This window comes from Massilia sp. FBCC-B171 (assembly GCF_059134155.1).
The window spans coordinates 1360211-1372405 of the sequence record NZ_CP101443.1 but is presented as its reverse complement, the minus strand read 5'-3'; the positions used below and the strand labels follow the sequence as shown (position 1 = coordinate 1372405).

The following is a 12195-nucleotide window of genomic DNA, read 5'->3' as shown; positions in this document are numbered from 1 at the left end:
GGTCGTCTACTGGTTTTACTCTGTCCTTGCGCCGGCTGCTCATTTTGCTCAGCGCAATCGGCCTGCTGCCCCTCGCCTTGCTGGGGCTGTGGTCGCTGCATACGGCGAGCCAGTACCAGCAGCGCGAACAGGACCGCGCCATGCTCGACCAGGCGCGCGCGCTGTCGAGCGCCGTCGATGCCGAACTCGATGGGGCGATCGCCACTTTGGCCAGCCTGGCGCGCTCGCCGGCGATGGGGTCGGGCGACCTGCGCGCCTTCTACGACATCGCGCGCGAACAGGTCGCGGCCCAGCCGGAATGGCTGGCCATCATCCTCTCCGACGCCGGCGGCAAGGTCCTGTTTCGCACCACCTCTCCATTCGACAAGCCGGCCGGGCACGTCACCGATCCGGACAGCCTGCGCAAGCTGCTGGCGGTGCAAAGGCCGCTGGTCGGCCACGTGGCGCGCGGACAGGGCGGCAAGGTGGCGTTTCCGGTGCGCGTACCGATCCGCGATGAGGCCGGGCGCCTGTATGCGCTGACCGCCGTCATCAAGCCGGACCGCATCCGGGCTGTCGTCAAGCGCCAGCGCGTACCGGCAGATTCGGTCATTTCGATTATCGATGCCTTTGGTTCGATCGTGGCCCGCTCGAAGGACCACGACAAGCGCGTGGCCGGGCCACCCGGTCCCTCGCTGGCGCAGCTGCTGCGCGGCCCGGCGCCGGAAGGCGTGGGCGGCACCGTCAATCTCGAAGGCGACAACCTGACCAGCGCCTACACGCGCGTCTCGCGTTTTGGCTGGACGGTCGTCATTGGCGTGCCGAAGCCGGCCATCGGCGCCGCTTCGCTGAAAGGCATCACGCTCTACGCCTGGGGCCTGGGCGCGTCGCTGCTGGCCTGTATCGGCCTGGCCTCGCTGCTGTCGAGCCGCATCGTGCGCAGCTTCGCCAACCTGCAGCACGGCGCCACGGCGCTGGGTGCGGGCAAGAGCGTCGACGTCCCGCCCTCGCGCATCCGCGAACTCGCGCAGATCGGCCGGGCGCTTGAAGCGGCGGCGAACCAGCACGCAAAGCACGAGCAGGAACGTTCGCGCCTGCTCGCTTCGCTGGAAGAGGCGCTGGCCGCGAGCCGCGACGCCAGCCTGGTGAAGGACGAGTTCCTGGCCGTGCTGGGCCACGAGCTGCGCAATCCCCTGAGCCCGATCGTCGCCTCGCTCGACCTGATGGACCTGCGCGCCGACGGCGCCAGCCTGCGCGAGCGCACCATCATGCGGCGCCAGGTGAATCATTTAAAACGCCTGGTGGACGACCTGCTCGACGTGTCACGCATCACCTCGGGCAAGATGCAGTTCGAGCTGCGGCCGCTGAACCTGGCCGAGGTGGTGCGCCACGCCGTGGCCGGCCGGCCAGGCACGCCGGTCGCCGTGACGGCGCCCGGCGCGGTCTGGGTCGAAGGCGACGAAAGCCGCCTGGCCCAGGTACTCAACAACCTGCTATCGAACGCCGAGCGCTTCGGCATGGGCGCGCCCCGGGTGACCCTGTCGGGCAGCGCGGACACGGCGCGGCTCGAGGTCAGCGACGGCGGCATCGGCATGGATCCCGAGCTGCTGGCCCGCATCTTCGAACCCTTCTACCAGGCGCCCCAGACGGTCGCGCGCAGTACCGGCGGCCTGGGCCTGGGACTGGCGATCGTGCGCAGGATCGTCGAACTGCATGGCGGACGCGTGTCGGCCCACAGCGACGGACCGGGCACCGGCAGCCGCTTCGTCGTCGAACTGCCGCTCGCTGCCGCGCAGGCACCGCAGCCGGCGCCAAGCGCAAGCCCGCCTGCCAGCGCGCGCCAGGTGCTCGTTGTCGACGACAACATCGATGCCGCCATGACGACGGCGCTGGTGCTGGAACAGTTCGGCCATGAAGTGCGCGTCGCCCACAGCGCCGCCGAGGCGCTCGAGGCCGTGCGGCGCAGCGCGCCGGATATCGCGATCCTCGACATCGGCCTGCCCGACATGGACGGCTACGCGCTGGCCGCTGCGATCCGCGGCAGCGGCGCCGCGCCGCGGCTGGTGGCGCTCACCGGCTACGGGCAGAAATCGGATGTGGACCGGGCGACGCAGGCGGGGTTTGATTTGCACCTCACCAAACCGGCCTCGCTCGAGGACCTGGAACGGGCGGTGTCGGGCGATGTGGGAGTGACCTCATGACAAAGCGAAAAAAGCTGACCTTCTACGGCGTCGACGAGAACGACGACAGCCTGGTGCGCGAAGTGATCGCCGGCCACAAGACCGTCACCGCCGACACGATCGAGGCCTATTACGAGGGCTACGGCGAACTGGGCGATGGCGGCTACGAGACGGGCGACCTGATCGACGTGTACGACCGCAAGGGACGCGCGCGCTGCACCATCCGCGCGCTTGAAGTGCGGGTGATCAAATTCGGCGACATCCCTGAAGACGTCTGGCGCGGCGAGACGTTTTCGAGTGCGCAGGAATTTCGCGATGTGCACATCCTCTGCCTGTCGCACCTGGAGTTGCACGATGACTTCGAGTTCGTGACGCTGCATTTCGAACTGGTCGAGGTCGCATAATGATCATCCTGATGTGTTCTTTCCTCGCAGTGGTGCTCGTGGGCTGGGTCCTGTTCACCAATGCGAGGGACCGCAAGTCCTTCGAAAAAGAACTCGAGGAAGACCTCGCGGATGACCGCGACGATCGCGGGTGACCGCCACTTTCTTGACATTGGATTACCCATCACCCAATAATGAAATTTGCCTGACCAAGCTCGATGAGCTGCCTTCGTGGAGGTTGCCATGGCCATCACCAGTGCATCCACCGGTACCAACGTCCAGGAAATCGCCGAGGGCGTCTATCGCATCAATACGCCCGTGGACCTGGTGCCGGGCGGCTTTTCGTTCAACCAGTATCTGATCGTCGATGACCAGCCGCTGCTGTTCCATACGGGACCGCGCAAGATGTTTCCGCTGGTGCGGGAGGCCGTCGACAGCGTCATCCCGGCCAGCGAACTGCGCTTCATCGCCCTGTCCCATTTCGAAGCCGACGAATGCGGTTCCATCAACGAGTGGCTGGCCGTCGCTCCGCAGTCGGTCCCCTTGTGCAGCCGCGTCGCAGCGATGGTGTCGATCAACGATTTCGCGGACAGGCCAGCCCATGCCATGGCCGACGGCGCCGAACCCGTGCTGGGAAAACGCGCGGTGAAATGGCTCGATGCGCCGCATTTGCCGCATGGCTGGGAGACGGGCTTCCTGATGGATACCCGCACCAGGACGCTGTTTTGCGGCGATCTCTTCACCCAGGGCGGCGTGGGCGCTGCTGCCCTGACCCGGGAAGACATCCTGGAAAACAGCGAGGCCTTCCGCAAACCGATGGACTACTTTTCGCACTCCACGAACACCAGGCAGTTGATCGAACACCTGGCAGCGGAATCACCCGCAACCCTGGCCTGCATGCATGGAAGCGCCTGGAGTGGAGATGGCGCACGCCTGCTGCGTGCGCTGGGAGAAAGACTCGTCAATGACCCGGCGCAGCAGTGATGTTGCACGCTGCCCGGGTGTGCTGCAGAACGGTCAGCGCAGCGCCAGCTGGCCTGACGCCGCACCACTGCGGCCGAGCGCGCGCGGTGCCGCGTCATGGCGGACGGCGCTGCCTTCCAGCTTGAAGGTGCTGACCAGGCGTGCCAGCGAGGCCGCCTGATCCTCGAGCGAAGTCGCGGCGGCGGCCGCCTCTTCGACCAGGGCCGCGTTCTGCTGGGTGACGTCGTCCATCTGCGTGATCGCCGCATTGACCTGCTCGATGCCCAGCGTCTGTTCGGCACTTGCGCTGGCGATCCCGGCCATGATGTCGGTCACGCGGGAAATGCCCTGCACGATCTCCTGCATGGTGGCGCCGGCCTGCTCGACGAGCTGCCCGCCGGTTTCGACCTTGCCGACCGAATCGGTAATCAGGCCGCGGATTTCCTTGGCGGCCGCTGCCGATCGTTGCGCCAGGTTGCGTACTTCCGAGGCGACGACGGCGAAACCGCGGCCCTGCTCGCCGGCGCGTGCTGCCTCCACCGCGGCGTTCAGCGCGAGGATATTGGTCTGGAAGGCGATCCCGTCGATGACGGCAATGATGTCGGCAATCTTCTTCGACGATTCGTTAATCGAGGCCATCGTCTCGACGACCCGCGAGACAACTTCGCCGCCGCGCGATGCAATGCCCGAGGCGTCCAGCGCCAGCGTGTTGGCCTGGCGTGCGTTGTCCGCATTCTGGCGTACGGTACTGGTCAGCTCTTCCATCGACGAAGCGGTTTCCTCGAGCGAACTTGCCTGCTGTTCCGTGCGCGACGAGAGGTCAAGGTTGCCGGCGGCGATTTGCTGGGAGGCCGTGACGATGGTCTCAGTGCCGGAGCGCACTTGGGAGACGGTGTTCAGCAAGCTTTCGTTCATGTCCTTCAGTGCCGAGAGCAGCACGCCGACTTCATCCTTCGACGACACCTGGATGTCGGCGGTCAGGTCGCCGGACGCGACCTGCTGTGCCAGCGTTACCGCATGCGCCAGCGGGCGCGTGATGCTCCTGGTGAGGACCACGCCCAGGCCGACGCCGCAGGCCAGCGCAAACACGCCCAGGGCGACCAGGAAGGTGCGCGAATCGGCGTACACCTCGTCGATGCGGGTATTGGCGGCCTTGAACAATTCGTCCTGGAATGCGACGACACTGTCGATGGTCGCAAGATATTTTTTCATTTCAGGCAGCAGCTTGTCGGTCACGGCAGCCTTGAACGCATCATCCGCGCCCTGCTCGGCCTTGCGCTTGAACAGGTCGTTGCGAATTGCGATGTACGCCTTGCGCTGGTCGGCAACGGCCTGCAGCTTGGCATTGCCTTCGTCGCTCTTCACCAGGCTTGCGAGTTCCTCCTGCACCTTGGTCACCTGGGCGCTGACGGTTTTCATTTCGCTGTCGAGTTCCAGCTCCGCAGCCGGGTCATTGCTCCTGGCTTTGGACAGCGTACGCACAATGTTGGTGGAAGTGCCCTCGCGCCAGGCGTTGGCGAGTTGGGCCTTGTGGTTTGCGCCGACCATCTCGGTCTTGGCCTCGTCGATCCGCTCGAGCTGCTTCAAGGCGCTGAAGAGCACGACGCCGAGTAATACCAGGAGAATTGCGAAAGCGCCGCTGAGACGCGTGCCGATGGGGAGATTCGAGAGTTTCATGTGTGTGGCCAACCGTTGTGGATGAGCGTGGGCTATATGCAGACCTGAGAACACATAGCAAGAAGTTTCTGTAGGATAACTCCTACTAAACTCTGTGCTCGCTCGAGCGGTAAATATGTGTGTTTACTTATGGAACAAGCAAGTAAAAGTTGCCCTTACACAACATATTGATAACTGCCTGGTATTCTAGTTGTCGAACACCTAATGTTCCGCACGCACAGGATCGAGCGTGCTGGCTGTAAAATAGTGGTTTTCGCCAGCACCCTTGAGCTCGCCATGCACATCAACCCAGAACGCAGCACCCGCCCCGATTACGACCTGCTGGTACGCCAGGTCGCCAGTGTGTTGGAGGGCGAACGCGACCTGACCGCGAACGCGGCGCAGTTCTCCGCACTCGTGTACGACACCCTCGCCGACCTGAACTGGGCCGGCTTCTACCTCACCGTGCCCTCGAAAAAAGGCGAAGGCCAGGATTTGCTGGTCGGGCCCTTCCAGGGCAAGCCGGCCTGCGCGCGCATCCCGTTCGGGCGCGGCGTATGCGGCGCGACCGCAGTCGAGCGCAAGACCATCGTGGTGCCGGACGTGCATGCGTTTCCGGGGCATATCGCCTGCGATTCGGCGTCGGCGTCCGAGATCGTGCTCCCGGTGCTGAAGGATGGCGAATTGGTCGGCGTGTTCGATATCGACAGCCCGCTGCTGAACCGCTTTTCGGATGAGGACCGCGCTGGGCTGGAAGCGATGGTGCAGGCGTTTATCGACGCGACAGATTTCTGAACGCGGTGATGCAAAGAATATTTGGCAATATTACATTTTAGGCAAATTATATGAATCAACTCGACCAACTCAAGCAATACACCACCGTCGTTGCCGATACCGGCGATTTCCAGTCCATCAAAGCCTATGCGCCGCAGGATGCGACCACCAATCCGTCGCTGATCCTGAAAGCCGTGCAGAAGCCGGAATACCTGCCGCTGCTGCAGAAAGCAGTGGCGGATGCCAAGGGCGGCTCGACCGATGCGATCGTCGACAGCCTCCTGATCGCGTTCGGCGTCGAGATCCTGAAATTCGTGCCGGGCCGCGTCTCGACCGAGATCGATGCGGCGCTGTCCTTCGATACCGAGGCCACCGTCGCCAAGGGCCGCGAGCTGATCGCCCTGTACGAAGCGGCCGGCGTGTCGCGCGAGCGCGTCCTGATCAAGATCGCTTCGACCTGGGAAGGCATCCGCGCCGCTGAGATCCTGGAAAAGGACGGCATCCACTGCAACCTGACCCTGCTGTTCTCGCTGTGCCAGGCCGTGGCCTGCTCCGAAGCGGGCGTGCAGCTGATTTCGCCTTTCGTCGGCCGCATCTACGACTGGTACAAGAAGTCGAGCGGCCTTGAGTACACCGGTGCGGACGATCCGGGCGTGCAGTCGGTCAAGAAGATTTTCCAGTACTACCGCACGTTCGGCTACAAGACCGAAGTCATGGGCGCGAGCTTCCGCAATACCTCGCAGATCCTCGAACTGGCCGGTTGCGACCTCCTGACCATTTCACCGGACCTGCTGCAAAAGCTGGCCGACAGCGACGCGCCGGTCGAGCGCAAGCTCACCGACGAAGCCGATGCCTCGATCGAAAAGATCGCCGTCGACGAGAAGAACTTCCGCTTCATGCTCAACGAAGATGCGATGGGTACCGAGAAGCTGGCCGAGGGGATTCGCGCCTTCGTCGCCGATTCGAAGAAGCTCAAGAAGATGATTGAAGAAATGCGTTGATCCGTTAACGGGAATCGATGCTGACGACGCCGGCGGGATGCCGGCGTTTTTGTTTTTTTGGGTCAGCGCGTCCGAATCCCATCCAGCATCCCCGCAATAAGCCTGTCCCCCGTCTCCACCAGCCCGAACGAATCGGGCTCGAACATCCAGTTGCGGATCAGCCCATCCATCAGCGCCCACAGCCCGATGGCCAGCACCTGCGTACTCACCTCCTTGCGGATCTGGCCGCTGGACTGTCCCAGCACGAGGCGCTGTTGCACCTGCGCCATCCACTCCTGCTGGTTCTGGCGCCGGCGCACGCGCACGGCATCCATCTCGCTGACGAATTCTACTTTCAGCGAGGCAATCTCAAACACGCGGCGCGCTTGCGGGTCGGTTTCCGTGACGCGGAAGATTTCGACGATGAACTGGCGCAGGTTGTCCAGCACGTTGGCCTCATCCGCTTCGCCGAGTACGCCCATGGCGCATTCGAAGGGCAGGATTGCCCTTTCCATCATGGCGTTGAACAAGGCGCCCTTGTCGTCAAAATGCCAATAAATTGCACCGCGCGTCACACCCGCTTCTGTTGCGATATGCTGCAAGGTCGTTCGCGACACTCCCTGCTCGACAAACAATTTCTCTGCAGCATCCAGAATGCTGTCGCGTGTGGCCGCTGCTTCTTCTTTTGTCCTGCGGGCCATGTCTCTTCTCCGGTTTTAAATGGGTGCTGCACGTTAAACATACACTCGTGATAGTATATAAAAAAATCTGTAAAAGCCAGTGATGCACGCGTGCACAGGACCGAGAGGATACCTGAGCACGCTTGCGTCTTTCCCAAAAAACCAGAAGGAAGCACGTAATGCGCTCTGCAAACTCCTCTCCCCTGTCCCTCACCCGGATCGCCGCCTGCACCTTGATGGCCGTGGCCCTGCTGTCGGCCTGCGGCAAGAAAGACGCCGCCCAGGCCGGTCCTGGCGCCGGCGCCAAGATGCCTGCGCCTGAAGTCGGCGTCATCACCACCAAATTCGAATCGGTCGCCCTGCAGACCGAATTGCCGGCCCGTGCCGAGCCAGTGCGTACTGCGCAGGTGCGCGCCCGCGTCAACGGCGTCGTCCTCAAGCGCCTGTTCACCGAGGGCAGCGCGGTCAAGGAAGGCCAGTCACTGTTCCAGATCGACCCGGCGCCTTACCAGGCCCAGCTCGCCGCCACCCAGGCCGAACTCGGCAGCGCCCAGGCGACGCTGACCCAGGCCGCCGCCCAGGCCGCGCGCTACAAGCCGCTGGTCGAAGCCAACGCGATCAGCAAGCAGGAATACATTAATGCGGTCGCCGCGCAGAAGCAGGCGGAAGCAGCCGTGGCAGCCTCGCGCGCCCAGGTGCGCATCGCCCAGATCAATTCCGGCTACGCCAACGTGAATGCGCCGATCTCGGGCCGCATCGGCCGCGCCCTGGTCACTGAAGGCGCGCTGGTCTCGGCGACCGAAGGCACCCAGCTGGCGCTGATCCAGCAGACCGACTCGATGTACCTGAACATCACCCAGTCGGCCTCCGAAGTGCAGCGCCTGCGCAAGCAGGCTGGCGGTGGCGCGAAAGACGCTCCGGTCACCGTGCTCCTCGACGACGGCACCGAACTGCCGACCCGCGGCAAGCTGCTGTTCTCGGACGTGACCGTCGATCCGGGCACCGCCCAGGTCACCCTGCGCGCCACCGTCGCCAATCCGGACAACGCCCTGCTGCCGGGCCAGTACGTGCGCGTGCGCCTGGCGCAGGCCCAGGTCCCGAACGGCATCCTGGTGCCGCAGCAGGCCGTCACCCGCGGCGGCGCCCAGGGCGACACCCTGATGGTGGTCGGCCCGGACAACAAGCCGGCCCCGCGCACCGTCAAGATCGGTTCGCAGCAAGGCTCGAACTGGGTCGTGCTCGACGGCCTGAAGGAAGGCGAACGCGTCATGGTCGACGGCTTCCAGAAGCTGCAGATGCTGCCGCCGGGTACCCCGGTGAAAGCCGTGCCGTGGACCGCGCCGAAAAGCGAAATCGCAGCCCCGGCAGGTGCCGCGCCTGCCGCTGCCGCCGCCACGACGGCCGCCCGCTAAGCCGCAACGCATAAAAACAGGACTATCCAATGGCACGTTTTTTTATTGACCGCCCTATTTTCGCCTGGGTGATCGCGCTGTTCATCATGGTGATCGGCGGCGTTTCGATCACCCAGCTGCCGATTGCACAGTATCCGAACGTGGCTCCGCCATCGATCGTGATCAATGCCGCCTATCCGGGCGCCTCGGCACAAACCCTGGAAGACTCGGTCATCTCCGTCATCGAACGCGAGATGAACGGCTCACCAGGCCTGGTCTACATGGAGTCGAGCAGCACCGCCAACGGCAGCGGCTCGATTACCCTGACCTTCGAAACCGGCACCGATCCTGAGCTGGCCCAGGTCGACGTCCAGAACCGCCTGTCGCGGGCAAGCCCGCGCCTGCCGGCGGCCGTGAACCAGCAGGGTGTGCGCGTCGACAAGGTGCGCGCTAACTTCCTGCTGTTTACGATCCTCTCCTCGAGCGATCCGAAATGGGATCCGATCGCGCTGGGCGACTATGCCTCGCGCACGGTCCTGCCTGAAATCCAGCGCATCAAGGGCGTCGGTACCGCCCAGCTGTTCGGTACCGAGCGCGCCATGCGCGTCTGGATCGATCCGGCCAAGCTGGTGGGCTTGCGCCTGTCGCCGGCCGACGTGAACAATGCCATTCGCAGCCAGAACGCCCAGGTCGCCTCGGGCACCATCGGCGAACTGCCGTTGGCGCAAGGCCAGGAAATCACCGCGACCGTGGTCGTCAGCGGCCAGCTCTCGACCGTCGAACAGTTCGGCAACATCGCACTGCGCGCGAACCCGGACGGTTCGACCGTGCGCCTGAAGGACGTGGCCCGCATTGAAATCGGCGCCCAGGCGTATGGCACTTCGGCACGCCTGAACGGCAAGCCGTCGACCGGTATCGGCGTGCAGCTGGCGCCATCGGGCAATGCGCTGGAAACGGCGCGCCTGGTGCGCGAGCGCATGGACGAACTCTCCAAATTCTTCCCGGCCGGGATGAAGGCCACCGTGCCTTTCGACAGCTCGAAGTTCATCGACATCTCGATCGAGCAGGTGCTGCATACCCTGGTCGAAGCGATCGTGCTGGTATTCCTGGTGATGTACCTCTTCCTGCAGAACTTCCGCTACACCATTATCCCGACCATCGTCGTTCCGGTCGCGCTGCTTGGCTCGCTGGGCACGCTGCTGGCACTGGGCTATTCGATCAACGTGCTGACCATGTTCGGCATGGTGCTGGTGATCGGTATCGTCGTCGACGATGCGATCGTGGTCGTCGAGAACGTCGAGCGCATCATGAGCGAGGAAGGCCTGCCGCCGCTCCAAGCCACACGTAAGGCCATGGGCCAGATCTCGGGCGCCATCATCGGCGTGACCGTGGTCCTGATGTCGGTGTTCGTGCCGCTGGCCTTCTTCGCCGGCGCCGTGGGTAACATCTACCGCCAGTTCGCGGTCGTCATGGTGTCCTCGATCGCCTTCTCGGCCTTCCTGGCGCTGTCCCTGACGCCGGCCCTGTGCGCACACCTGCTCAAACCCGTCGAAGCCGGCCACCACCACGAGAAGAAGGGTTTCTTCGGCTGGTTCAACCGCCGCTTCGCGCGTACCGCCAAGGGCTACGAGAGCTGGGTCGGCAAGCTGGCGCGATATTCCGGCCGTGCGCTGGTCGCCTTCGTGCTGGTATGCGGCCTGGTCGCGCTCATGTTCACGCGCATGCCGAACTCCTTCCTGCCGAACGAAGACCAGGGCTATGTGATTGCCAACATCCAGCTGCCGCCGGGCGCGACCCTGGAGCGCACCAACGAAGTGATGCGCACCGCCGAAGCCTTCATCATGAAGCAGCCGGAAGTGGCGAACATGGTCAGCGTGCTGGGCTTCTCGTTCTCGGGTGCCGGCCAGAACATGGCATTGGCCTTCATCCCGCTCAAAGACTGGAGCGAGCGCAAGGGCGAAAACTCGAGCGCCAACGCCGTGGCCGGACGCATCATGGGCGGCTTGTCTGGCGTGCGCGATGCCTTCATCTTCGCGCTGTCGCCACCGCCGATTCCGGAACTGGGCCGCGGCACGGGCTTCAGCTTCCGCCTGCAGGACCGCGGCGGCAACGGCCACAACGCCCTGCTGGCAGCACGCAACCAGCTGCTGGGCATGGCATCGCAAAGCCCGGTCCTGGCCGGCGTGCGTCCGGAAGGCCTGGAAGACGCGCCGCAGGTGATGCTCGACATCGACCGCGACAAGGCGCAGGCGCTGGGCGTTTCTTTTGACGCCATCAACACCGCGATCTCGACCTCGCTGGGCTCAAGCTACGTGAACGACTTCCCGAACGCCGGCCGCCTGCAGCGTGTCGTGGTGCAGGCCGATGCGAAAGACCGCATGCAGCCGGACGACCTGCTGCGCCTGAACGCGCTCAACGCCCAGGGCAACCCGGTGCCGCTGTCGTCCTTCGCGTCGACCAAGTGGGTGACCGGTCCAATGCAGACCCTGCGCTACAACGGCTATCCGGCAATGAGCATTTCGGGCGACGCCAAGCCGGGCTATTCGACCGGCGACGCGATCGCCGAGATGGAAGCCCTGGCGGCCAGGCTGCAGGCCGGCTTCGCCTTCGAGTGGACCGGCCAGTCGCGCGAGGAACAGCTTTCCAGCGGCACGATGGGCATCCTGATGGCCTTCTCGCTGCTGGCAATCTTCCTGGCCCTGGCCGCACTGTATGAAAGCTGGTCGATCCCGGTGGCGGTGCTGCTGGTGGTTCCGTTTGGTATCCTGGGTGCGGTGCTGGCAGCCCTGCTGCGCGGCTACCCGAACGACGTGTACTTCAAGATCGGCCTGGTCACGATCGTCGGCCTGGCCGCGAAGAACGCGGTCCTGATCATCGAGTTCGCGAAAGACCTGCAGGCGCAGGGACGCTCGCCGATGGAAGCGGCGATCGAGGCGGCGCACCTGCGCTTCCGCCCGATCATCATGACCTCGCTGGCTTTCATCCTTGGCGTGATGCCGCTGGTAATCGCAGGCGGCGCCGGTTCGGCATCGCAGCGCGCCATCGGTACCGGCGTGATGGGCGGTATGATCACGGCGTCGACGCTGGGCGTGCTGTTCGTGCCGATGTTCTTCGTCGTGGTGCGCAAGTTCTTCAAGGGCAGCGAACGCCAGCGCAAGAAGTACGCACATGAAGAAGAGACCAGCAAGGTAATCGAGGAAAAAATCTAA

10 protein-coding genes are annotated in these 12195 nt (G+C 64.1%); 8 read left to right on the top strand and 2 right to left on the bottom strand.

Annotated elements, in window-relative coordinates; all coding sequences use genetic code 11:
* Positions 1-44 precede the first annotated feature (44 nt).
* The 4 genes from NMB41_RS06220 (at position 45) to NMB41_RS06205 (ending at position 3526) form a co-directional block, all read left to right on the top strand.
* Positions 45-2180, top strand: coding sequence for a hybrid sensor histidine kinase/response regulator (locus NMB41_RS06220; RefSeq protein WP_494381605.1), 2136 nt, complete (start codon positions 45-47; stop codon positions 2178-2180).
* On the top strand, positions 2177-2563 hold the full coding sequence (locus tag NMB41_RS06215; protein ID WP_494381604.1) for an ASCH domain-containing protein: 387 nt from the start codon (positions 2177-2179) through the stop codon (positions 2561-2563). Before NMB41_RS06220 ends, NMB41_RS06215 begins: the two co-directional genes overlap by 4 nt.
* Complete coding sequence (locus NMB41_RS06210; protein WP_494381603.1) at positions 2563-2697, top strand: hypothetical protein; 135 nt, start codon at positions 2563-2565, stop codon at positions 2695-2697. Before NMB41_RS06215 ends, NMB41_RS06210 begins: the two co-directional genes overlap by 1 nt.
* A gap of 88 nt (positions 2698-2785) precedes the next feature.
* Complete coding sequence (locus tag NMB41_RS06205) at positions 2786-3526, top strand: oxygen-binding di-iron domain-containing protein (RefSeq protein ID WP_494381602.1); 741 nt, start codon at positions 2786-2788, stop codon at positions 3524-3526.
* A 33-nt stretch (positions 3527-3559) separates the two neighbouring features.
* Here the strand turns inward: NMB41_RS06205 and NMB41_RS06200 are convergent, their stop codons facing one another.
* Positions 3560-5182, bottom strand: coding sequence for a methyl-accepting chemotaxis protein (locus NMB41_RS06200; RefSeq protein ID WP_494381601.1), 1623 nt, complete (start codon positions 5180-5182; stop codon positions 3560-3562).
* A gap of 276 nt (positions 5183-5458) precedes the next feature.
* Between NMB41_RS06200 and NMB41_RS06195 the strand changes: the two genes are divergently transcribed.
* On the top strand, positions 5459-5956 hold the full coding sequence (locus tag NMB41_RS06195; protein WP_494381600.1) for a GAF domain-containing protein: 498 nt from the start codon (positions 5459-5461) through the stop codon (positions 5954-5956).
* Positions 5957-6006: 50 nt separating this feature from the next.
* Entirely contained in the window at positions 6007-6936 is a 930-nt protein-coding gene (tal, locus tag NMB41_RS06190; protein ID WP_494381599.1) for a transaldolase, read from the top strand.
* A 62-nt stretch (positions 6937-6998) separates the two neighbouring features.
* Here tal and NMB41_RS06185 read toward each other — a convergent pair whose 3' ends face one another.
* Positions 6999-7616, bottom strand: coding sequence for a TetR family transcriptional regulator (locus NMB41_RS06185; protein ID WP_494381598.1), 618 nt, complete (start codon positions 7614-7616; stop codon positions 6999-7001).
* A 158-nt stretch (positions 7617-7774) separates the two neighbouring features.
* Here NMB41_RS06185 and NMB41_RS06180 point away from each other — a divergent pair, with 158 nt between their 5' ends.
* Both NMB41_RS06180 and NMB41_RS06175 read left to right on the top strand, forming a co-directional pair.
* Complete coding sequence (locus NMB41_RS06180) at positions 7775-9007, top strand: efflux RND transporter periplasmic adaptor subunit (RefSeq protein ID WP_494381597.1); 1233 nt, start codon at positions 7775-7777, stop codon at positions 9005-9007.
* A 29-nt stretch (positions 9008-9036) separates the two neighbouring features.
* Entirely contained in the window at positions 9037-12195 is a 3159-nt protein-coding gene (locus NMB41_RS06175) for an efflux RND transporter permease subunit (protein ID WP_494381596.1), read from the top strand.

Bases quoted from the DNA above. Each gene is read 5' to 3' on its own strand.
- NMB41_RS06215 (WP_494381604.1), top strand. From the start codon at position 2,177: ATGACAAAGCGAAAAAAGCTGACCTTCTACGGCGTCGACGAGAACGAC.
- NMB41_RS06210 (WP_494381603.1), top strand. From the start codon at position 2,563: ATGATCATCCTGATGTGTTCTTTCCTCGCAGTGGTGCTCGTGGGCTGG.
- NMB41_RS06205 (WP_494381602.1), top strand. From the start codon at position 2,786: ATGGCCATCACCAGTGCATCCACCGGTACCAACGTCCAGGAAATCGCC.
- NMB41_RS06200 (WP_494381601.1), bottom strand. From the start codon at position 5,182: ATGAAACTCTCGAATCTCCCCATCGGCACGCGTCTCAGCGGCGCTTTC.
- NMB41_RS06195 (WP_494381600.1), top strand. From the start codon at position 5,459: ATGCACATCAACCCAGAACGCAGCACCCGCCCCGATTACGACCTGCTG.
- tal (WP_494381599.1), top strand. From the start codon at position 6,007: ATGAATCAACTCGACCAACTCAAGCAATACACCACCGTCGTTGCCGAT.
- NMB41_RS06185 (WP_494381598.1), bottom strand. From the start codon at position 7,616: ATGGCCCGCAGGACAAAAGAAGAAGCAGCGGCCACACGCGACAGCATT.
- NMB41_RS06180 (WP_494381597.1), top strand. From the start codon at position 7,775: ATGCGCTCTGCAAACTCCTCTCCCCTGTCCCTCACCCGGATCGCCGCC.
- NMB41_RS06175 (WP_494381596.1), top strand. From the start codon at position 9,037: ATGGCACGTTTTTTTATTGACCGCCCTATTTTCGCCTGGGTGATCGCG.